General features: G+C 25.2%; 18 protein-coding genes, 1 other RNA gene and 2 pseudogenes. 16 read left to right on the top strand and 5 right to left on the bottom strand.

Annotated elements, in window-relative coordinates; genetic code table 11:
- Positions 1 to 98: 98 nt before the first annotated feature.
- The 4 genes from F1B92_RS03490 to F1B92_RS03475 all read left to right on the top strand — a co-directional run bounded on the left by F1B92_RS03490 (position 99) and on the right by F1B92_RS03475 (position 3,301).
- Positions 99 to 1,424, top strand: coding sequence for an SLC13 family permease (locus tag F1B92_RS03490; protein ID WP_154570524.1), 1,326 nt, complete (start codon positions 99 to 101; stop codon positions 1,422 to 1,424).
- 8 nt (positions 1,425 to 1,432) lie between these two features.
- A complete protein-coding gene (thyX, locus tag F1B92_RS03485; protein WP_154570523.1) occupies positions 1,433 to 2,056 on the top strand; it encodes an FAD-dependent thymidylate synthase in 624 nt (207 codons plus the stop codon).
- Entirely contained in the window at positions 2,053 to 2,517 is a 465-nt protein-coding gene (locus tag F1B92_RS03480; RefSeq protein WP_154570522.1) for a tetratricopeptide repeat protein, read from the top strand. Before thyX ends, F1B92_RS03480 begins: the two co-directional genes overlap by 4 nt.
- Positions 2,518 to 2,713: 196 nt before the next feature.
- Positions 2,714 to 3,301, top strand: coding sequence for a YceI family protein (locus F1B92_RS03475; protein ID WP_154570521.1), 588 nt, complete (start codon positions 2,714 to 2,716; stop codon positions 3,299 to 3,301).
- A 34-nt stretch (positions 3,302 to 3,335) separates the two neighbouring features.
- Here the strand turns inward: F1B92_RS03475 and ruvC are convergent, their stop codons facing one another.
- On the bottom strand, positions 3,336 to 3,812 hold the full coding sequence (ruvC, locus tag F1B92_RS03470) for a crossover junction endodeoxyribonuclease RuvC (protein ID WP_154570520.1): 477 nt from the start codon (positions 3,810 to 3,812) through the stop codon (positions 3,336 to 3,338).
- A 119-nt stretch (positions 3,813 to 3,931) separates the two neighbouring features.
- Between ruvC and dnaA the strand changes: the two genes are divergently transcribed.
- From dnaA to F1B92_RS03440, 6 genes and pseudogenes are all read left to right on the top strand, one after another.
- Positions 3,932 to 5,263: a chromosomal replication initiator protein DnaA gene (gene dnaA, locus F1B92_RS03465; RefSeq protein ID WP_154570519.1), complete on the top strand. Its 1,332-nt coding sequence runs from the start codon at positions 3,932 to 3,934 to the stop codon at positions 5,261 to 5,263.
- A 114-nt stretch (positions 5,264 to 5,377) separates the two neighbouring features.
- A complete protein-coding gene (gene dnaN, locus F1B92_RS03460) occupies positions 5,378 to 6,448 on the top strand; it encodes a DNA polymerase III subunit beta (RefSeq protein WP_154570518.1) in 1,071 nt (356 codons plus the stop codon).
- Positions 6,449 to 6,460: 12 nt separating this feature from the next.
- Positions 6,461 to 8,770 carry a DNA topoisomerase (ATP-hydrolyzing) subunit B gene (gene gyrB / locus F1B92_RS03455; RefSeq protein WP_154570517.1) on the top strand — a complete coding sequence of 770 codons (2,310 nt, stop codon included), beginning with the start codon at positions 6,461 to 6,463 and terminating at the stop codon, positions 8,768 to 8,770.
- Positions 8,770 to 10,194, top strand: a complete 1,425-nt coding sequence (locus F1B92_RS03450; RefSeq protein ID WP_154570516.1) for an EAL domain-containing protein — start codon at positions 8,770 to 8,772, stop codon at positions 10,192 to 10,194. Before gyrB ends, F1B92_RS03450 begins: the two co-directional genes overlap by 1 nt.
- On the top strand, positions 10,166 to 10,558 hold the full coding sequence (gene queF / locus F1B92_RS03445; protein ID WP_154570515.1) for a preQ(1) synthase: 393 nt from the start codon (positions 10,166 to 10,168) through the stop codon (positions 10,556 to 10,558). Before F1B92_RS03450 ends, queF begins: the two co-directional genes overlap by 29 nt.
- Positions 10,555 to 11,772, top strand: a pseudogene (locus tag F1B92_RS03440) (HD domain-containing protein); the annotation flags it as partial. The gene queF and the pseudogene F1B92_RS03440, both read left to right, overlap by 4 nt.
- 6 nt (positions 11,773 to 11,778) lie before the next feature.
- On the opposite strand, the gene ffs reads toward F1B92_RS03440, so the two are convergent.
- An RNA gene (ffs, locus tag F1B92_RS03435) (signal recognition particle sRNA small type) lies at positions 11,779 to 11,876 on the bottom strand.
- 47 nt (positions 11,877 to 11,923) lie between these two features.
- Between ffs and F1B92_RS03430 the strand changes: the two genes are divergently transcribed.
- From F1B92_RS03430 to recJ, 6 genes and pseudogenes are all read left to right on the top strand, one after another.
- Complete coding sequence (locus tag F1B92_RS03430; protein ID WP_154570514.1) at positions 11,924 to 12,358, top strand: hypothetical protein; 435 nt, start codon at positions 11,924 to 11,926, stop codon at positions 12,356 to 12,358.
- Positions 12,359 to 12,420: 62 nt separating this feature from the next.
- Complete coding sequence (typA, locus tag F1B92_RS03425) at positions 12,421 to 14,229, top strand: translational GTPase TypA (protein ID WP_154570513.1); 1,809 nt, start codon at positions 12,421 to 12,423, stop codon at positions 14,227 to 14,229.
- 35 nt (positions 14,230 to 14,264) lie between these two features.
- A pseudogene (locus F1B92_RS03420) lies at positions 14,265 to 14,829 on the top strand (LemA family protein).
- Positions 14,830 to 14,882: 53 nt separating this feature from the next.
- The gene (locus F1B92_RS03415) at positions 14,883 to 15,890 is read left to right on the top strand and encodes a DUF3137 domain-containing protein (protein ID WP_154570512.1); all 1,008 of its coding nucleotides are present in this window, start codon (positions 14,883 to 14,885) and stop codon (positions 15,888 to 15,890) included.
- 156 nt (positions 15,891 to 16,046) lie between these two features.
- Positions 16,047 to 17,681 (top strand): CTP synthase, encoded by a 1,635-nt coding sequence (locus F1B92_RS03410; protein ID WP_154570511.1) that lies wholly within the window; start codon positions 16,047 to 16,049, stop codon positions 17,679 to 17,681.
- Entirely contained in the window at positions 17,671 to 19,251 is a 1,581-nt protein-coding gene (recJ, locus tag F1B92_RS03405) for a single-stranded-DNA-specific exonuclease RecJ (RefSeq protein WP_154570510.1), read from the top strand. Before F1B92_RS03410 ends, recJ begins: the two co-directional genes overlap by 11 nt.
- On the opposite strand, the gene F1B92_RS03400 is transcribed toward recJ, so the two are convergent.
- Genes F1B92_RS03400 through F1B92_RS03390 form a run of 3 tightly spaced genes read right to left on the bottom strand, consistent with a single transcriptional unit; the run spans position 19,237 to position 23,569 of the window.
- A complete protein-coding gene (locus F1B92_RS03400; RefSeq protein ID WP_154570509.1) occupies positions 19,237 to 21,159 on the bottom strand; it encodes an FUSC family protein in 1,923 nt (640 codons plus the stop codon). The two genes, recJ and F1B92_RS03400, sit on opposite strands and share 15 nt — an antisense overlap.
- Positions 21,156 to 22,937: a 5-methylcytosine-specific restriction endonuclease subunit McrB gene (locus F1B92_RS03395; RefSeq protein ID WP_154570508.1), complete on the bottom strand. Its 1,782-nt coding sequence runs from the start codon at positions 22,935 to 22,937 to the stop codon at positions 21,156 to 21,158. The genes F1B92_RS03400 and F1B92_RS03395 overlap by 4 nt, the downstream gene beginning before the upstream one ends.
- Positions 22,934 to 23,569 (bottom strand): protein-L-isoaspartate(D-aspartate) O-methyltransferase, encoded by a 636-nt coding sequence (locus tag F1B92_RS03390; protein WP_154570507.1) that lies wholly within the window; start codon positions 23,567 to 23,569, stop codon positions 22,934 to 22,936. The genes F1B92_RS03395 and F1B92_RS03390 overlap by 4 nt, the downstream gene beginning before the upstream one ends.
- Positions 23,570 to 23,578: the final 9 nt, after the last annotated feature.

The raw sequence follows: 23,578 nt of genomic DNA, 5'->3' as shown, positions 1-23,578 counted from the left end.
CTAAATAAATTTATATTAATTTTAAAAATTTAATATTTTTAAAGGTATAAGTAAGTATAAAAATCGTATAATTGATCTCAAAAATAAAAAGGAGATTTATGCTCAATAATCCTGTTTTTGTTAGTATTATTTTAATGCTAATTCTTTGTATTTTTAGATGCAATGTGATGTTATCTATTATAATTTCAGCTTTAGTAGCTGGCGTTATGGCTGGAATTATGCCTGATGGAGAGAGCTTTAATATAGCAAAAAGTTTAATTCAAACACTTAGTATTTTTATTGAAGGAATGAAAGGAAATTTAGAAACAGCACTATCTTATATATTACTTGGAGTTTTAGCGGCTGCTATCTCATATACAAATTTAACAACTATTTTAATCAATAAAATTTCTAAATTTATAACTAAAAGTAAAATTTATTTTGTTGTTGCTATAGCTATAATTTCATGTTTTTCACAAAATTTAGTTCCTGTTCATATAGCTTTTATACCTATTTTGATTCCGCCGCTTTTAGGAATTATGAATAAAATGCAAATTGATAGAAGAATGGTAGCTTGTGCTTTAACTTTTGGACTTCAAACTCCTTATATTTCTATCCCTGTTGGATTTGGATTACTTTTTTTCTCAATCTTAAAAAAAGAGATGGCAAATAACGGCTTAATAGTAGAAATTAGTAAAATTGCTTCTATTATGTGGATGGCTGCTATACCGATGATTATAGGATTAATCTTAGCTATAATCATCTTTAAAAAACCAAAAATTTATAAAGATATAGATCAAAATACTCCTCAAAATTTAGATGATATTAAAATGGGTATAAAAGAGTGGGGTGCTTTAATTGGCATAATCGTAGCTTTTATAATTCAAATTTGTTTTAAATCTCTTCCTCTTGGGGCTTTACTTGGTATAGTTGCAATGATTATTTGTGGTGGAATTAGCTACAAAAAAATGGACTTAGTTTTTGATAAAGGTATCCATATAATGGGCTTTATTGCTTTTGTTATGCTTGTAGCTGCAGGATATGGTGCAATTTTAAGAGAAACTGGTGGCATAAATGAGCTTGTAAATACTGTAGCAAGTTTAGCTGGTGGTAAATTTGGTGGTGCAGTTTTGATGCTCATAATTGGACTATTTATTACAATTGGAATTGGAAGCAGTTTTGGAACAATACCGATTATAACAGCCATTTATTATCCGCTTGCTTTAAAACTTGGTTTTAGTACAGAAGCTATCATTTTATTGATTGGAATAGCAGCAGCAGTTGGGGATGCTGGAAGTCCTGCAAGTGATAGCACTCTTGGGCCAACGAGTGGATTAAATTTTGATGGAAAACATAATCACATATATGGAACTTGCATACCAACATTTGTATTTTTTAATATTCCACTAATTATATTTGGTGCTATTTTTGCTATGATTTTATAAGGATAAAAATGCAAGTAAAATTACTAAATTTCACGCCACTTTGGATATGTTCTAACGCTATTAGAACTTGTTGGCAAAGCTTTGATAAGGGTGATAACGGCGGAGATAAAGATCTAGAGTTAATTGATAGAGTTGGAAATAAATTTAAACACGCTTCAACCCTAGAACATCTTCATTATAACTTTTATATAAAAGGAATTTCAAGAGCAGTTTTGCAAGAGCTTTCTCGCCATAGAATGGCAAATTTAAGCGTGAAATCTACTCGATACACTTTAAAAGAGCTAAAAAAAGAGAGTGAATTTAAAATTAATGATTTTGAAAATGCTAAAAAATATATAGTTTTAACAGGTAATGAAATGGTAGATAATTTTAGTATTAAAGCTCTTGAAAATATGCGTTTAATTTTGCAAAATATTAGCACTTTAGATATTGCTAAATACGCTCTTCCTGAGTGTTATAAAACAGAACTTACTTGGAGTATAAACGCTAGAAGTTTGCAAAATTTTTTACATCTTAGAAGCTCTAAATCAGCCCTTTGGGAGATAAGAAATTTAGCTTTTACTATTTTTGAAACACTGCCTGATGAACATAAATTTATTTTTAAAGATTCTTTGCAAAAGGATAAAAAATGAGAAAAATTTTACTTTTTTTGAGTTTTGTTATATATATTTTTGGACAAAATTTTGAGGATGAAATACAAAAAAGAATTTTTGAAAATCCTAAATTTATAGATTATGATAATAACTGCACAAATGGTGATTCTTGGGCTTGTAGTGAAGTAGGAATGACATATTATAAATATCAAAAAAATGATAAAGCTTTACAATATTTTACAAAAGCGTGTGATATTAAATTTGGCGTTGGATGCGAATTAAAGTCATTTATGTTAATGACAAAAGGAGAATTTAAAGAACCATTTGAAATTTTTACAAAATCTTGTGAAAATAATAGCAGCTATGGATGTTTAAATTTAGCCAAAATGTATGATTTAGGCTATGAAACAAATATAAATAAGCAAAAAGCAACCGATCTTTATATTAAATCTTGCAAATTAGGTGATAGAGGTGCTTGCGAAATGCTAAATGTAAGATAAATTATATTATCTTACATATTTTATATTGTAATTTAAGACAGATATTTTATAAAAAATTAGTTTTATATATTGAAATTAAATATTAAAATTAATTTAACTATATTTTTTGCAAAAAATATAAAATTTAAGTTTTAAATTAACTATAATATAATATAATTATAACAATTTAACATAATTCATTTTAAAAGGATAAAATATGAAAAAAACTTCATTTTTTTTAGGTGCATTGGTACTTGCAAATTCTCTTTATGCTGGAGTTTGTAGTGATAGTTTTAAGTATGATTTTACATTTTTTGGTTCTCCAAATAAAGAGTATGTGGTTACAAAAAATACTTTTACAAAATTTAATGTAAATTTTCCAGAAGAAAAACTTCTAAATGCTACTCTTGAAATTGATGCTTTAAGTCTTGATACAAGTGCTGATATGAGCAATATGGGAAAAGAGTGGCCAAAAGCTATGGCAAAAACAAGAAATAATAACACCATAAATCAATTTTTCAAAAAATTTGAAAAAGATCCTGCAAAAGTTAGTGCAAAAATCACAGAAGTTGGCGATAGCGAGATTAAAGTGGCTTTTACTATGAACGGCGTTACAAAAGAAATTCCACTATCATATAAAGTAGAAAATGGTCTTATAAAAGCTAGCGGAAAGCTTGAAATTTTAGATTTTAATACCCAAAAAGCTTGGGAAGCTTTTAATAGAATTTGTGAAAAAGCATTTCACCACGGTAAGTCTTGGAGTGAAATTAATATAAATTTTGAAGTAAGTGATAGTTGTAAATAATTTACAAAATTTTAAGGGCTTTTGCCCTTAAAATTTATTTTTTTAATTTTAAGGTATTTGCATGAGCTAAAGCAATTGCGATAGCATCAGTTATATCAAGTGGTTTTATCTCTTGTTTTATGCCTAAGATTTTTTTAACCATAAAAGACACTTGTTCTTTTGTAGCTTTTGCTTTTCCAGTAACACTTTTTTTAACTTGAAGCGGTGTATATTCAAAAAATTCTCCATGAAGTTGTAAAATTCTTAAACTCAAAGCACCCCGAAATTGAGCTAGTTTTAAAACTGTTTTTGGATTATAGGCAAAGAAAATATCTTCAATTGCAACCTCATCGATTTTATGGTTATTAAAAATTAAATCAAGCCCTTCACATAATTCTGTTATTTGATAATTAAGAGTTGATGGCTTTATTTTAATTAATCCAGCCTCAATTAATTTTAAATTCACACCACTTTTTTCTAACAAAGCATACCCACAATTCCTAGTTCCAGGATCGATTCCTAAAATTTTCATTCACAACCTTTTCAATATTTTTTCACTATTTATTCACATAGTGAAAATTAAATTTTAAATTTAACACTTTTTTATAAAATTTTTGATAAAATATGTATAATATTTTACAAAGGATTTTTTTGTTACATATCAAAGAACAAGTTTTTACTGAATTAAAAAAAAGTATTTTACCAAATGAATTTGATAAATACATTAAAAATTTAATTTTAAATGAGAAAAATTCAAAACCTGGATTTATTGTTTTTACTACAAAAAATAAACTAATAGCAAAATTTATCCAAACAAAATATGGCAAAAAAATAGAAGAAATTTACGAATTAAAAACTGGTATTAAACCTACAGTTTATATTACAACATCTTTAAATTTAAATTCAAAAATAAAAAATGAAATAAAACAAATAAAGCAAGAAAATAAAAGTTCTTCTCTTATTGAAACATATAAATTTGAAAATTTTATAGTTGGGGATTGTAATAGACCTGCCTTTCTTAGTTCAAAATGTGTTGCAAAAAATCCAGGAAAAGTATATAATCCATTTTTTTTATATGGTCCAAGCGGATTAGGAAAAACACATCTTTTACAATCTATTGGAAATTATTGTATTGAAAATGGAAAAATCGTGATTTGTATCACAAGCGAACAATTTAAAAACGATTTTACTTTTCATATTAAAAATTTAAGTATGGATAAATTTAGAACAAAATATAGAGATTGCGATATTTTATTAGTAGATGATATACAATTTTTAGGTAATACAGATAAAATTCAAGAGGAATTTTTCAATACTTTTAATCATCTTAAACAAAAAGGTGGTCAAATAGTAATGGTAAGTGATAAAAAACCTGAATTTTTAAAAGGTTTTGAAGAAAGACTTCTTAGTAGATTTTCAGGTGGTTTAATTATGAATATAGAACCACCTGAACTTGAAACAAAAATGGAAATTATTAGAAAAAAAAGTTCTGATAATAAAATAGTTTTAGATGATAAAATTATAGAATACATAGCCACAAATATGGGTGATAATATAAGAGAGATAGAGAGTGCTTTAAATAAAATAAATGCTTATTCTACTTTAATGCGTATGAAAATAACTCTTGAACTTACAAAAACAATCCTAATAGATCAAATAAAAGAAAGAAAAGAAAATATAACTATAGATGATATTTTAAAAGAAGTTTCAAAAGAGTTAAATATTAAACCAAGCGATATAAAAAGCAAAAATAGATCAAAAAATATAGTAGAGGCTAGAAGAATTTGTATATATTTATCTAAAATTTTAACAACCACAACAATGCCAGCAATTGCCGTATTTTTTGGTTTAAAAGATCATAGTGCAGTTAGTCATAATATTAAAAAAATTAAACAACTATTTGATAAGGATGATTACCTAAAAATAAAAATTGAAGAGCTTAAATCAAAAATAACAAAAGGAAAAAATAGTGAAAATATGTGAAAAAATAAATAAAATTTTTAACAATATAAATAAGCAAAGTAGGGAGTTTAAAAAAGGTTTTCACATTTTCAAACTACCTACTAATACCACTACTAAATTTAAAAAGGATATATTATGAAATTCATCATAGATAAAAATTTACTAAACAATGTGATTAACAGCGTAAATTCTTACATTGACAAAAAAGATATAAGTTCTATTACATCTCATATTTTTATAGAAGCAAAAGATGATATTATAAATATAAAAGCAACAGATCATGAAATGGGATTAGCTTATAAAATCAAAACTCAAAATATACAAATTCAAGGTAATGCAACTGCAAATGGAAAAACAATTTTAGATGTAATAAAAGGCTTAAAAGATGATGATATTATAATTGAAACTATGAATAATTTTTTATATATAAAACAAAAAACAGCTAAATTTAAACTTCCAATGTATAATTCAACTGATTTTCCTGATTTTCCTAGTATAGAAAATAAAAAAAGTTTTGATATAAATTTTCAAATATTAAGTAGAAGTTTAAAAAAGGTTCTCCCTACAATAGACATAAGCAATCCAAATCACGCATTAAATGCGTGTCTTATAGAAATTAAACCTCAACAAATAAATTTTGTAGGAACAGATGGAAAAAGATTAGGACTTTATATCTTAAATAAGCAAACAAACAATACACAATCAAGTATCTTAATGCCAAAAAGAGCAATTAATGAAATTCAAAAAATATTTTTTGAAGAAGCAGAAATTTATTATGATGAAAATATATTTATAGCAAGAAATGAAAATTTTGAATTTTATACAAAATTAATAAACAAAAAATTTCCAAATTATCAAAAAGTTATACCAAGTGAATTTGAAACAACTATAGAAATTCAAAGAGATAAAATTTTAGAAGGAATTAAAACGATAAATATGATTTGTTATAAAATGCAAATAACAATAAAACCAAATTTAATTCTTTTTGAAAGTATAAGCGAAGATAATAGCGAAGCAAAAACTGAAATTTTAGTAGATACTCAGATGAATAAAGACGAAATAATATTAAAAGTTACAAATAAATTTTTAATTGATTTTTTAAATAGCATTGAAAATAATATTTTTAAATTAAATTATAATAACAAAGATGTAGCATTTATGTTAAGTTCGGATGAACTTATTAATATAATAATGCCTACTATATAATAAGGAATCTAAATGAATAAAATTTATGGTGAAAATAGTATTAAAGTTTTAAAAGGATTAGAAGCAGTTAGAGCACGACCTGGTATGTATATAGGCGATGTAAATATAAATGGACTTCACCATTTAATTTATGAAGTTGTTGATAATTCAATCGATGAATCAATGGCTGGATATTGCGATAAAATAGATATAGAAATTACAAATTATGGCTCTGTAATTATAAAAGATAATGGTAGAGGAATTCCTGTTGGTATCCATCCTACAGAAAAAATTCCAGCTGCAACTGTTGTTTTAACAGTTTTACACGCTGGAGGTAAATTTGATAAAGATAGCTATAAAGTAAGTGGCGGACTCCATGGCGTTGGTATAAGTGTTGTAAATGCTCTATCAAAAAAATTAATAGTAACCATAAAAAGAGAAGGAAACGTTTATAGACAAGAATTTGCAAAAGGAATTCCAACTTCTGAATTAGAAATTATAAAAACTACAAATCAAACTGGAACTATAGTTGAATTTTGGCCTGATGAAGAAATTTTTGAAGTAACTGAATTTGATAGCGAAATTTTAATAAAAAGATTTAAAGAGCTTGCATATTTAAATTCAAAAATTACTATAAATTTTAAAGATCAAAGAGATGGAAAAAAAGAAAATTTTCATTTTGAAGGTGGTTTAAATCAATTTGTAAATGATCTAAATTCTAAAGAAATAGTAGCAAATTCTATAAATTTTAGCGATAAGGTTGAAGATATCGAGATAGATTTTGCACTCCTTTATAATAGCTCTTATAGTGAAAATTTACTATCTTTTGTAAATAATATTAAAACACCAGGTGGTGGAACTCATGAAGCAGGTTTTAGAGCTGGTTTAACAAGAGCAATTACAAATTATATTTCTGCAAATGCAAATACGAGAGAAAAAGATATAAAAATCACAGGTGATGATGTAAGAGAGGGTTTAATCGCAGTTGTTTCAGTAAAAGTTCCTGAACCACAATTTGAAGGACAAACAAAAGGAAAATTAGGCTCAAGTTATGTAAAACCATTGGTTCAAAAAATGGCTTTTGAAACACTTTGTAAATATTTTGAAGAAAATCCAAACGAAGCAAAAGCTATTATAAATAAAGCTTTAATGGCTGCTCGTGGTAGAGAAGCTGCAAAAAGAGCTAGAGATTTAACAAGAAAAAAAGATAGCTTTAGTGTTGGAACTTTACCTGGAAAATTGGCTGATTGTCAAAGCAAAGATCCTGAAATTAGTGAGATATATTTAGTTGAGGGTGATTCAGCAGGTGGTTCAGCAAAACAGGGAAGAGATAGAGTTTTTCAAGCTATTTTACCGCTTCGTGGAAAAATTTTAAATGTTGAAAAAGCTAGAATTGATAAAATTTTAAATTCAGATGAAATTAAAAATATGATTACAGCCTTTGGTTGTGGGATTGGAGATGAATTTGATATAGAAAGACTTAGATATCACAAAATCATCATTATGACTGATGCTGATGTCGATGGAAGTCATATTCAAACATTACTTTTAACATTTTTCTTTAGATTTTTAAAACCTATGGTTGAAGCAGGATATGTATATTTAGCCCAACCTCCACTTTTTAGATATAAAAAAGGTAAAAAAGAAATTTATTTAAAAGATGAAAAAGCTTTAAATGAATTTTTGATTGAAACTGGAATTGATGGTGTAAATTTTGAAGGGATTGGAAATAAAGATTTAATTGAATTTTTAAAAATAGTATCTCATTATAGAATGATTTTAAATGAACTTAAAAAAAGATTTAATGTTATAGATGTTATAAGATATATTATAGAAAATAGTGATATTTTAGCTAAAAATTATAGTGAAATTTATGAAATTATAAAAAATTTCTTAGAAAAAAATGGACATAATATTTTAAATTCATACGTTAATGATGATAATATAAGAATTTATGTTCAAACAGAGCAAGGTTTAGAAGAGTTGGTTATAAATGATAATTTTTTCTCAAATCCTCTATATGAAGAAGCTGTTTTTGTATTTAATAAATTAAAAGAAAGAGATTTAAATTTTGATAAAGATTATATAGAAATTTTATCTGAAATAGAAAAAAATGCTAAAAAAGGTGCTTATATCCAAAGATATAAAGGTTTAGGTGAAATGAATCCAGATCAACTTTGGGAAACGACAATGAATCCAGAAAATCGTCGCTTACTTCAAATAAAAATTGAAGATGTAATTAGTGCAAGTGAAACATTTAATCTATTTATGGGAGATGAGGTAGAACCTAGAAGAAATTATATCCAAGATCATGCAAAAGATGTTAAAAATTTGGATATTTAATGCAACTTTTTAGTGAAAAAAAAGAGAGAGAACAAAGATTTATGCTATCTCTAAAGATAGCATTTCCTTTTATTTTAGTTCTTATTATTTTAGCAAAAATTATTTTTAATAATGAAATTTATAGTTTTCAAGATACTATTTTATTTATTATTTTAGTTGCTTGTTATGTTTATTATGTGATATATTTGATATATTTTTGTTTTAAAACTACTATTTTAGATTCTGTAACTAATGTCTTTACCAGAGAAGAAATAATAAAAATTTTAAATAAAGAGATAAAAAAAAATAGTAATAAAAATATAGTTTTAATAAATATTTCAAATATTCAAGATATAAATTTTAGATATAGCTTTAAAAATGGTGATATAATTTTAAAAAAAATTATTGATAAATTATCTATTTTTTTTGAAGAACAAAATTTTAAAAATTTACCAATAGGTCGGTATAGTTGTGGCACTTTTTTATTTTTAATTGATTGTAAAATATCAAAATTAAACCATCTTTTAAAGATTTTTGAAAGAAATTTATCAAATAATGGTATAAATAATATAGAAATTAAGATAGATTTTGCTACTGTTAATATAAAATATGATAAAAAATGGGAAAATATAATTAATTTTTTATTTTATAAAATTTTATATAAAGATGAAGAAAATATAAAAAATTTAAAATTAGATATTTTAGATGAAATTATTTGTAATGCCATTGATAATAGTAAATTTGACTTAAAAATTCAAACAATAAAATCTTTAAAAAATGACGAAGATTTATTAAATTTAACCATAAATTTCTCTTCGAAAAAAATTGGAAATATTACAAAATCAAAATTATTAGAAGTAATTCATAGAAATAATTATGGAATTAAATATAATTTAAATATGATTAAATTTATATCAAAAAATTTTGATTTTGAAAATTTTAATAGTAGAGTTTTTATAGAAATTTTACCAATTAGTTTAAGAAATCAAGAATTTAAAAATGAAATTTATAGAATGGCTACAAATAATTTAATTGATCCCAATAAAATAGTTTTTGAATTTTTTGAAACAGAAATTTATGATGAAATTAATCGCTTCTCAGAAATTATAGAACAACTTAAAAATTATGGATTTAAAATAGCTATTAATCAATTTTTAGGAAAAAATGCAAGCTTTGAATACTTTAAATATATAAATTTTGATTATGTTATTTATGATTTAGAGATAAATAAAAATTATAATAATAAAAAAATAAAAAAAATATTTTATATGTTTAATAAAAATTTAAAAATTTTTAATATAAAAACAGTTATAAGATTTGTGGATAAAATCGATTTTTTAAATGATTTAAAAAATAGTGATGTTGATTTTGTCCAAGGATTTTGTATAGATAAACCAAAAATTTACAAGGAAGAAAATGCGTTACGGAGAGAAAATTTTAAATAATTTTAACCCAGAAACTGATTTAGAAATTTGGCCAAACAAACATAAAAGAGATTATGTTATAAAAATAACTTTGCCTGAGTTTTGTTGTTTATGTCCTAGGAGTGGATATCCTGATTTTGCTACAATTTATTTAGAATATATCCCAAATGATTGGGTTGTTGAGTTAAAAGCTATTAAACTTTATATAAATTCTTTTATGAATAAAAATATTAGCCACGAAGATAGTATAAATGAAATTTATTCTCTTTTAGATGATAAATTAAAACCAAAATGGATGAAAATAGTAGGTGATTTTAATCCACGTGGAAACGTTCATACAGTTATAGAGATTGATTCTAGTAATATTAAAAAAGATAAAAAATGATAAAGATAAATTTACTCGAACATATATTTAAATCTGCTTCTATTTCAAGATGGAATGATTATCCTAAGATGGTAAATTTAGTAGAGTTAGATAAACAAGCTCATAAATTTATTGTGGCTTATTTTTTAGCAAAATGTGAAAATGATGTAGATGTAAATTATATTATTGAGGGTGGAATTTTTGATTTTTTAGTAAGAGTTATGGTTACAGATATACGTCCGGATGTTTTTCATCAAATACAAAATACAAAATCAGATCAAATTTATGAATGGGTACTTGTAAAATTTGAAGATGAATTAATCGAAATAGATAATGGTAAATTTTTTGAAAGATTTAAAAATTATTTAACTAAAAAAGATCCTAAAAAACAGAAAGAAAGATTAATTCTAAAAGCTGCTTCATATATATCTACAAAGTGGGAATTTGATATTGTTTATCAAACAAGTAAATTTTTAAGTGATATTGATGAAGTAAAAAACAAAGTTGATGAAGAGTTAGAAGATTATTATGAATTAATTGGCATTAGAAAAATTGCTATGAATAAAAAATTAGCAAGAGTGATTGATTTAAGTGGTAGGCTTAGATTTCAAAAAAGATGGGCTCAAACTCCACGAATTCCTGAAACATCAGTTTTAGGTCATATGCTTATAGTCGCAATTTTAGGGTATTTTTACTCTTTAAAAGTTAATGCTTGTAAAAAAAGAGTTGAGTTTAACTTTTTTTGTGCTTTATTTCATGATTTACCAGAGAGTCTTACAAGAGATATAATTAGTCCTGTAAAATACGGTATAGAAGGACTTGATGAAATTATTAATGAATATGAAATACGTTTAATAAATGATAAAATTTTGCCATATATTCCAGACCAAATTAAAGATGAGTTTGCTTATATTTTAGGGATTAGAAAAGATGGTAAAAATTTTATAAAAAATGAATTTGAAAATAGAATTTTTGAAAATACGCCTAAATTTTATGAAGGAAGTTTAAAATTAGTAAATGAAGATAAATTTAGAGCAATTGACGGAAAGGCTTTAAAATATTGTGATAAATTGGCAGCTTTTTTTGAAGCTGGAATTTCAATAAGTTATGGCGTAAAAAGTAAAGAATTAACAAATGGATTTAAATCAATTTTAGAATATTTTAAAGAAAAACCTACGATTGAAGGGATAAATTTTTATGAGATTTGTATAAATTTTATAGAATTTTTTGATTTAAAAAACCCCTTCCAAGATGGCTGCGGCACATGTTAAAAACAAGTGTTCTGCTGTATTCCTACCCTGAAACGGTGCTTATAAAAAACATTGCACAGGTCTAAGAAGAGGCAAGCGTGATTATAACTAAGATTAGCTTAAAAAAGGTTTAGATTTGAAATTTAAAACTCAATTTTTGTCATTTTTTAGAGGAATTTTTCTTTTTAATTATAGATCTTTAGAATTTCGCTCTAAAATTTTTGCTTCTATACTTCTTGCAAAATCTAAAATTAGTAAAAATGATTACTTGATTTTAAGTGAAATTTCAAAAGAAATTTATCCAAATAATCAATCAAGAGCAGATATTTTAGTTCAAGTTACAAAAGAATATATAGCCACGGTTGAAACTTATAAAAAATTTAGTCTAGATTGGCTTTTAAAAGATATAGATAGGACTTTAAAATTTCAAAAAAGATATGTAAAAAAGATAAATTTTGAGCATTTAAGAAGATTAATTAGTATTGAAAATGAAGATGATGCTTTAATTCAGCAAAGAATATATGAGTTTTTAATTAGTGAAGTTAAGATTTATTCGCAAGATAAAAGATAGATTGCTTTTTTATAAGAAAATTTAGTATAATAAAAAGCAAAATTTTATATATGGAGAAAAATTTGAAAGATATTAGAAATATAGCTGTAATTGCTCACGTTGATCATGGTAAAACTACGATGGTTGATGAACTTTTAAAACAATCAGGAACATTTGATGCACATAAGACAGTTGGCGAAAGAGTTATGGATAGCGATGATATAGAAAAAGAAAGAGGCATTACAATTTTAAGCAAAAATACTGCAATTCATTATAAAAATACAAAAATAAATATTATAGATACTCCAGGACATGCTGATTTTGGTGGAGAAGTTGAGCGTGTTTTAAAGATGGTTGATGGGGTTTTGTTATTAGTTGATGCTCAAGAAGGCGTTATGCCTCAAACTAAATTTGTCGTAAAAAAGGCTTTATCATTTGGATTAAAACCAATTGTTGTTATAAATAAAATAGACAAACCAGCAGCAGATCCAGATAGAGTTATAAATGAAATTTTTGATCTTTTTGTAGCACTTGATGCAAATGATGAGCAACTTGAATTTCCTGTAGTTTATGCAGCCGCTAGAGATGGATATGCAAAATTAAATTTAAATGATGAAAATAAAAATATGATTCCTCTTTTTGAGACAATTTTATCTCACGTACCAACTCCAAGTGGTAGTGATGAAAATCCTTTACAACTTCAAGTTTTTACTCTTGATTATGATAACTATGTCGGTAAAATAGGTATTGCAAGAATATTTAATGGTCAAATTTCTAAAAATCAAAATGTAACACTTATGAAAGCTGATGGAACTAAACAAAATGGTAGAATTTCAAAACTTATTGGATTTTTAGGGCTTGATAGATTAGATATAAATGAAGCAAAAAGCGGAGATATTGTGGCTATTGCAGGATTTGAAGCACTTGATGTAGGTGATAGTGTTGTCGATCCAAATAATCTAATTCCACTTGAACCACTTCATATTGAAGAGCCGACTTTAAGTGTAATTTTTAGTGTAAATGATGGACCATTAGCAGGAACTGAAGGAAAAAGTGTAACTTCAAATAAAATAGAAGAAAGACTTCAAGCTGAAATGAAAACAAATATAGCGATGCGTTATGAAAATTTAGGCGAAGGTAAATTTAGAGTTAGTGGTAGAGGTGAGCTTCAAATAACAATTTTAGCTGAAAATATGAGAAGAGAGGGTTTTGAATTTTGCTTAGGAAGACCAGAAGTTATTATTAAAGAGATAAATGGTGTGAAATGTGAGCCATATGAACATTTAGTAATTGATGCACCCGATGAATGTACAGGGAGTGTTATAGAAAAACTAGGTAAAAAAAGAGCTGAAATGAAAGTTATGAATCCAACAGGTGATGGACAAACTAGACTTGAGTTTGAGATTCCAGCTCGCGGATTGATTGGATTTAGAAGTCAATTTTTAACAGATACAAAAGGTGAAGGTGTGATGAATCATAGCTTTTTAGAATTTCGTCCATTTAGTGGAAGTATAGAAAAGCGTGCAAATGGAGCTTTAATTAGTATGGAAAATGGAGTTTCTCTAGCTTATAGTTTATGGAATTTACAAGATAGAGGAATTTTATTTATAGAGCCACAAACAAAAGTTTATATTGGTATGATAATTGGAGAACACAGTAGATCAAATGATCTTGATGTAAATCCAATTAAAGGTAAGAATTTAACAAACGTTAGAGCAAGTGGCAGTGATGATGCTATTAAACTTGTTCCGCCTCGTGTTTTAACTCTTGAGAGAGCTTTAGAGTGGATAGAAGAAGATGAATTAGTTGAAGTTACGCCAAAAAATATTAGAGTTAGAAAAAGATATCTTGATCCAACAACTAGAAAAAGAATGATAAAAAATAGCAATTGATTATAAAATATTAAATTTATAAAAAAAGTGCGAAAATGGTTTTTGTTTTGATTATTTTAGGAATTTTAGCTTTTATAATTTTATGGGTTATAAATATTTATAACTCTTTAATTTACAATAAAAATCAAGTTAAAAATATAAGAGCTGGAGTTGATACTCAGCTTAAAAAAAGATATGATTTAATACCAAATTTAGTTGCTTCAGTTAAAGAGTATATGACTCATGAAAAAAAATGTTTTAGAGCGTGTTACTGAACTTAGAAGTAGGGCTATGAGATCTAGTGATGATAAAGAAACTTTTAGCTTAAATAATGAACTCTCAAAGCTTTTAAGTGGGATAAATGTAGCTATTGAGGCGTATCCTGAGTTAAGAGCAAATGAAAATGTTTTACACCTTCAAACGACTTTAAATGAAGTTGAAGAGCAAATTTCAGCCTCAAGAAGGGCTTATAACTCAAGTGTTATGGTGTATAATAACGCTATTGAGATGTTTCCAAGCAATATAATTGCTAATTATTTTAAATTTAGTAAAGATGAATTTTTTAAAATTGATGAGAGTGAAAAAACGGCTCCAAATGTAAGTAATTTATTTAAAAAATAAATTTAATAAATTAAAAAAAATAGTTAATTTAAACTCTAAAATTTGGAAATTTTATGACTATAGATAAACTTGAAAAGTTAAGAAAAGAAATTTATAAGAAGTTTAAAATTTATATAATAATATCATTTTGTATAAATTTTGGCTTTTTAAGTGTAATATTTTTTTTATTTTATAAATTTATTGGATATAAAAATTTATCTGAAATTCCAATGTTTTTTAGGTTATTTTTATTTTTATTTTTTATCATAATGTTTATTTTCATCCATAAAAGAGACATTAAAAATAAAAAAATCAAACTCTCAAAACCTTTTAGGCAGAAATTTAAAAATGAGTATTTAAGAAATTATATTAAAAATAAAGGGCACTATTATAATATGTATCATAACATCGACGCTGTTGATATGATAAGAAGTGGGCTTTTTAAGCCTTTTACCAATCAAAAAGGAAATGACTATATAAGCGGTATGAAAAATGGAGTTATGTTTAAATTTAGCGATATTCTTTTAGAAGATAAGCTAAATTTATATGAAAATTTAAAAGATTTTTTTGATGATTTATTTCATTTTTTTATAACTTTTATTCAAATAATTTTAAATTTTTTTAAATTTAAATATGATGATAAGAAAATCCACAACTTCACAGGGCTATTTTTTGTAGCTGATTTTAATAAAAATATAAATTCAAAAACCTTAGTTATGCAAAGTGGATATCCAAGGTTTAATGATGTAAGCCTAATAAAAATGGACAGTGTGGAGTTTAATTCTAAATTTAGAGTTTATAGTGATGATATACAAAATGCGATGTATCTTTTAAGCCCATCTTTAATGGAAAAAATTTATAATCTTAGTAAAAGATTTAATAATCCCATAAATGTGAGCTTTATTAAAACAAAAATTTATATTTCTATAAATGTAGGGCGTGATAGTTTTGAACCAGATATTACAAAAAATATCAAAATAAATAACCCAGCTAGAAAGATAATTAGCGATTTAAACTCTATTTTAGACATAGTAAATGCTCTAAATTTAGATAATGATTTGTGGAAAAACTTGAAAAAATAGATTTAATTTTTTATTTTAAACCACTAAACAAAATAATAAAAATTTCAAAACTTTTTGAAATATTAAAATTTATAGAAAATTTAGAAAATAAATAGAATTTATAGAATATCAAAGCTTATAAATTGTATAATATGTCATAAAAAATAAGGAAAATTTATGACGCAAAATAGGCAAACAAAGTATATTTTTGTAACGGGTGGTGTTTTGAGTTCTCTTGGTAAAGGAATTGCAGCAGCTAGCATTGCTACACTTTTAAAAAATTCTGGACTTAAAGTTAGTATTTTAAAAGCTGATCCATATATAAATGTCGATCCTGGGACAATGAGTCCTTTAGAACATGGAGAAGTTTTTGTAACTGATGATGGTGCTGAGACAGATCTTGATTTAGGGCATTATGAGAGATTTTTAGATGAAAATTTATCTCAACTAAATAACTTTACAACAGGTAGAGTTTATAGCTCTGTAATTGAAAAAGAGCGTAGAGGAGATTATCTTGGAAAAACTATTCAAGTAATTCCACATATTGTAAATGAGATAATTGATAGAATTAAAAAAGCTGGCGAGGGCAATGATATTTTAATAGTAGAAATTGGTGGAACTGTAGGCGATATAGAAGGACAGCCATTTTTGGAAGCTATTAGGATGATGAGAGTTGAACTTGGAAAATATAATTGTATAAATATTCATTTAACTTTGATTCCTTTTATTAAAGCAGCTGGCGAGCTAAAAACAAAACCAACTCAACATAGTGTTGGAGAACTTAGACGCATTGGAATTAGCCCAGATATGATAATTTGCAGAAGTGAAATGCCATTAAATAGAGAACTAAAAGATAAGATAGCAACGAGTTGCGGTGTTGAAAAAAATTGTGTGATTGAGAGTTTTGATTCTCAAAGCATATATCAAATTCCACTTTTATTTTTAAAACAAGATATTTTAACTCCAATTAGTGAGTTTTTAAATTTAGGTGATTTAAAAGTAGATATGAGTAATTGGGATAGCTTAGTTAAGAGAGTGATAGCACCAACAAAAGAGGTTAAAATCGCATTTGTAGGAAAATACGTTGATTTAAAAGAGAGTTATAAGAGTTTAACTGAAGCATTAATTCACGCTGGTGCAAATTTAGACACAAGAGTTGATATTAAATGGTGTGATAGTGAAAAGATTGATGATCAAAATGTAGATGAAATTTTTAAAGATATAGATGGTATTTTAGTAGCTGGTGGATTTGGAAATAGAGGAGTTGATGGTAAAATTCAAGCTATTAAATTCGCAAGAATTAATAAAATTCCATATCTTGGAATTTGTCTTGGAATGCAACTTTGTTTAATAGAATTTGCTAAAAATGTGCTAAATTTAGAGGATGCAAATTCGGTTGAATTTGATGTAAATACTAAAAATAATATTATTTATTTAATAGATGAATTTATAGATAATAGCGGTAAAAAACAGATTAGAACTTATCAAAGCCCACTTGGTGGAACTATGAGGCTTGGAGGTTATGAGTGTAAAATAAAGCAAAATTCTCTTTTATTTGAAATTTATAATCAAAAAAATATAAAAGAACGCCACCGTCATAGATATGAAGCAAATCCCAAATATAGATCTGAATTTGAAAAATATGGTTTAATTGTAAGTGGAGAGAGTGATGGGCTTATAGAAGCGGTTGAATTAAAAGATCATCCGTTTTTCATCGGTGTGCAGTTTCACCCTGAATTTACATCGCGTCTAACTAGACCAAACCCTGTAATTTTGGGTTTTATGAAAGCTTCATTGAAAAATGTTAGGTAAAAAAGATGTAAGGGAATTATTAGAAAGTAGATTTAAAAATGATATTCACAAAAAAATCTCAGAAATTCCCTTACCTAATACTTTAAAAGACGCTTATAAAGCAGCTTATCGTATAAAAACTGCTATAGAAAATAACGAAAAAATGGCTATTGTAGGCGATTATGATGTAGATGGAGTAGTAAGTAGTGTTATTTTATCTAATTTTTTTAAGCTTTTAGGGGCAAATTTCATTGTAAAAATTCCTAATCGTTTTACAGATGGATATGGATTAAATATCAATATTTTAGAAGAATTAAAAGGGGTTAATTTAATTATTACTGTTGATAATGGTATAAGTGCTACTGAAGCTGCTGAAATTTGTTTAAAAAAAGGAATAGATTTAATAATCACAGATCATCATATGCCACCACCTATTTTACCAAAAGCATATGCGATTGTAAATCCAAAACAAAAAGATTGTAATTTTCCAAATGTTGAAATTTGTGGTGCTGAAGTGGCTTGGTATTTGGTTGGAGCTTTAAAAGATATTTGTAAAATTAAATATGATATGGGGCTTGATTTAGATCTTTTAGTTATTGCTATTATTGCTGATATGATGGAGCTTCGTGATTTAAATAGAGTGCTTTTAAAAGCAGGTATTAAAAAATTAAATTTATCAAAACGACCTTGTTTTAATGCTATAAAAAATTATTACGGTAAAGATAAATTTGAATTTGATGATATTAGTTTTATGATAGCACCTTTAATAAATTCAACTGGAAGAATGGAAGATGCTAGCATATCGTTTAAATTTTTATGTTCTAGTAATTTAAACGAAGCTAATTTTTATTTAGAAAAAATTTTAGAAATCAACCAAAACAGAAAAAATGAAGAAAAAATTCTATATGAAAATTCTCTATTAAAAATAAAAGATGATGATGAAATCATAGTAGCTTGGGGTAAAGATTGGCATGAGGGCGTTATTGGTATTGTAGCTTCTAGACTTTGTAAACAGTATAAAAAACCAGCCATTGTTTTTAGCGTAGATGAGTGCAGGGCAAAAGGAAGTGCAAGAAGTGTAGGGAAATTTGATATTTTAAAATTAATCGCTTCTCAAAAAGATATTTTAATTAGTTTTGGAGGTCATAAAGGTGCTGCTGGAATTGTGATAGATCCTGTAAATTTAAAACTTTTTCAAAAAGAAATAAATAAGAATTCCTACATCAAAGATTTAAATACATCATACTATGGAGATGAGATTTTGGGCGAGATAAATTTAAATGAGCTTGATATGGAAATGCTTGAAATTTTAGAGTATTTTGAACCATTTGGACAAAAAAATCCAAAACCTATATTTAGTGTTACAAATGCTTTTGTGAGAGATGTAAAAGTTATAGGAAAAGATGAAAATCATATAAAAATTTCTGTTGAAAAAAGTGGAGTTATTAGAGAAGCTTTATTTTTTAATTATGATTTTAAGCCTAAAATAGGCGATTTTGTAGATTTTATAGCACACATTTCTAAAAATATTTTTAGAGGCAATATAAGTGCAGAATTTGTTATAAGAGAGATGAACTTATCTAAAAAATAGATAAATTCTCTCTTGAGCTTTAAAAATTGCATTTAAAAGCTTTAAAATTTCTTTTTCTTGAATTAAAAAAATTGGCTCTTCATAAAAATAAAACGGCAAAGCATTAATTTTATTTTCTATCATATCAAAACGCTCTTTTAAAAGAGTTAAATCGATTTTTAAAAGTTCGAAATTTTGATTATTTATATAAAATTTGATATGAAAAAAGCAAAAATAAAGTGTTTTGAAATCATTATAAATTTCTAAAAATTCATCTTTTTTGCTGCTTTTTATTAGAACATTAAAGTTGTTTAAATTTAGCGTGATTTGATTTAATAAATCATTGAAATTTTTATCATCTTCTTTTATTAAATTTAATACCAAATTTTTAAAATTTACATTTATTTGTTTAAATTTTGGCATAATTTCATCTTTATTTTTTACAGGCCATATAAAATTTGATATTAAAATAGCTAGTATAAATCCAATTAAAGTATCAAAAAATCTTATAGACATAAGTATTGAAAAATTTGAAGTTATGATAGAAAAATATATCGTCAAACCAGCCATAAAAAAGACATTCCACAATATATAAGGATAAGCTTTTAAATAAAAAATCATAAAAGTAATCACGAGTATTAAAAAATAAAATATATAGTTAAAATCACTAGTCATAACAACTATGCCAATTCCAACTCCCATACCTAATATTGTGCTTATTATAGCTTGTTTCGTGATAGATGTTACTAAATTTAAATTTGGTCTCATAACAGTAATAACTCCTATGGCTATCCACATTCCATGAAGCATTTTAAATAAATTTGCTATAAAGATCGATAATGCGATTGTAAGAGCAAATTTAAAACTATATCTAAATACTGGATTTTTTAAATTTATACTTTTTTTAAGAGTTTTAAAATTAAATTCTTTTTTATTTAATTTTAAATTTATTTTCTCCTCACCACCTATTTCTATTATATTAAAAATACTATATAAAGCATTTAAAGAATTCATAAAAATTGGAATTTGATTTAACTTTTTTAATCGATTATAAATTTTAAATCTAAAATTTACATCTTTTTCGATAAATAAATTTTTTAATTCACTGAGGTTAAAATTAATCTCATTTTCTAAGGCTTTTTCTAGTATTTTTTTATTATTTTTTCTAAAATATTTTGATTTTAAATTTGATAAAGTATATATTAACTCTTCAAATTTATATACATAAAATATCGCTCTTGTTGAGTTTTTAATTGAATTTAGATCTTTTAAATTTGAACTTTTTGTTTTTAGAATATTTTTTAATTCTTCTATTTGGCTAAGACTTTTTTCTTGCCATAGAATAAAATCTTTTTCATTTTTTGCACTATTTAATAATATGATATTTTTAATCAAAGCTGTAAAATTATTTTTTGTATATCTTCCATATCCCATAAAATTTAAAAATCTCATAAAAGTAGCACTTAATCCACCTACGATAAATCCACAATTTACAATATTTGGTGAAAAATTTGTACTGCTATGTTTGATTGTAAGAACGATTATAAAAATAAAAGATGTTGCCATTAAAACTTTATATAAATCAATGCTATAAATTTGGCTTAAACCAACAAACATAAACCAAAAAAACATTGCAAAACATAAAAAATACCCAAGATTATCAATAAAATTAACAAAATTTATAAAAATTGCACAAAGCACCACAAAAAGCAGATGATGTAGAGTTTTTGCTAAATTTTTACAATTTAAATTGTTTATAAAAAATATTCCCCCACTTCCTTGTATTGCCCACATTGTAGCTTGTATGCCAAATAAAAAATATGCTAAAAATCCAGCTAAAGACATAGCTAAAATCGCTTTAATTGCAAAAATAAGGCTAAATTTAGCTGGATCATAAGTATAGATAAATAGTTTTAATTTATCAATCATTGTATTTTATTTAAATTAAATATAGATTTTAAAGAATCAATATTTTTTTTACTTTCGCTATAAGTTAAAAATTTAGAAAACATAACTTTTAAGCTAGGTTCTATCTCTAAATTAAAAAATTTTGCTAAATTTTCATTATTTAAATCACTATTTTTTATGTAGTTTTTAATTTTAATCAATATAAAATGTCCTAGTTGCATAGACTCATCATTTAAAATAGTTGATATATTTTCATTGAATTTCTTAAAAATTTTGATTAATTGTTGATAATTTGTGATATCTTTTAAATGCATTTCTAAATAGTCATAATCGCAAGATAATTTAATCACCTCAAATTTAGAAATCAAAGAAACACAAATATTATCATACCCAAAAGCTGGATCAAGAGTAGTTATAATATATAAATTATCAGGTATACAAAAAAGGCTAAAACCATTTTTTAAGGCTACGCTTAATTCTTCTTTATTATCTAAATTATCAATAATATGAGCATTTTTTGTTCTTATGAAGGCATTTTGATTTGAATTTGAAAATCTATCTGTTAAAAGTTCGCAAATTTCACTAAAAAGAGCATTTGTATCGCAATTATTAATATTTTCAATTATAAAGAAATAATCATTATTTGGGTCATTATAAGCCTTTTTACATATATTTTTAAAAGCACCATTGATAAAATTTGTGCCAACAAAACCATCCATAATATCGCTATAATCATAATTTTGATGAAGTGTTATAAAGTTATATTTATCAAATGAAATATTTTTTATATCTAAAAGTTCTTTTATTTTATTGTATTTTCCAGTTCCAGCTGAGCCTATATACATTGTATTTTTTGATATATTGTCGTTATTAAAATTTGAGAAAAATTCAAAAAATATTTGACAATATATTTTTTTTTCATAAATGTTTGAATTTGTTGGACAACTTTTAAAATTTTCTATAAAATCTTTTGAAAATTCTAAGAATTTTGATATTTCAGAGCTATCTTTTTGATATATTAAATTTAGTATTTTAATGCTATTTTTGTTATAAAAAACTAAATTTATATTATTATTAATTATTGCAATTAAGCTTATAAATTCTATCAAAGAATCATTATCTAAAATCTCATATTCACCATCAAAATTTTCATTTATTGTATGTTCTTGTGTAAAATTTAGCACTATATCCATAAAATTATCATCTTTTAAAGAGCTATTTATTAACTCTAAAATAAGCATTGGATGATTGTAAATTGCTATGCCTAGATATTTTTTTACTAAATTTGTGCTACAGCTTTCAAATAAATCATAAATAGCTCCATATAATTCAACTAATTTTTTCTTAAAGCTATTTTTTAGTTCTCTATCTTCGCAAAAATCCCCATAAAGTCTAGCAAAATTTTCTAAAAATATATATAGAGAAATAACTTGTGCATCACTTCCTTTTATGGCGTTTGAAACTGATATATTTTGGTTATTTGCAAATGTTTGTTTGTGAGATTCTATTACATTTTTTAGTTTAAAATCTAAATAAAAAGTTTCGATATTGTTTTCAAAAAATTTATTTATAAAAAAATATCCAGCGTGTGAAAAATTTTGTCCTAAATCCAAAATTTTTTTATCATTATCGATAAAATTTATATATGATGTTCGTAAAAAATCATACTCTTTTTCATTAAAATTGTTTGATTTTTCTTTTAAATTCAAAAGAGAGTAATTTAAATTTTTAACCCTATTTTGTAACAAAGAATCGCTATTTTTATTTTTAAATAATTCAAGTAAAGCATTTAAATTCATATTGTAGTTCCTTTTAATAGAGGGACAAATTCGCATTCATCTAGAATGATTTCTTCTATTTGTCCAATCTCGTTTTTGATAAATTTAGTAATATTTTGTTTGTTGCCTCTTTTAATTGGTGCTACTAAAATTCCATTATTTTCTAATTGAATAAAAAGTCTTTCATCAATTTTTTCAGTAGCAGCAGAAAGCAAAATTCTCTCATAAGGAGCGTATTTTTTCCAACCTCCATTTCCATCATCAAATTTTATGTGGATATTTGAAATTTTCAAATTTTTAATACACTCTTTTGCTTGATTTGCTAGTTTTTCAATCCTCTCTATACTAAAAACTCTTCTTACTATCTGGCTTAAAATAGCAGCTTGATACCCACTTCCACAACCAATTTCTAAAACGCTATCCACGCCATCTAACTCTAAAGCCATTGTCATTTTTGCTACAGTTAGCGGAGAGCTAATCCATTGATTTGCTAAAATTCTTTGAGGATCTAAACTAAAAGCATGAGCTTTTATATTACAAAATTTACTTCTATCAATTTGCGAAAAAGCATCATATAATGCAGGGCTTAAATTTATCTCATTAGCGATATTATCGGCTAAATTTTTACATTTCAAAGCAGTTAATGTATCCATATCTCATCC

Source organism: Campylobacter portucalensis, from assembly GCF_009690845.1.
In the GTDB taxonomy this organism is placed as follows: Bacteria; Campylobacterota; Campylobacteria; order Campylobacterales; family Campylobacteraceae; genus Campylobacter_B; species Campylobacter_B portucalensis.
The sequence above is the reverse complement of the archived record's forward strand: the minus strand, read 5'-3'. Positions and strand labels throughout refer to the sequence as shown.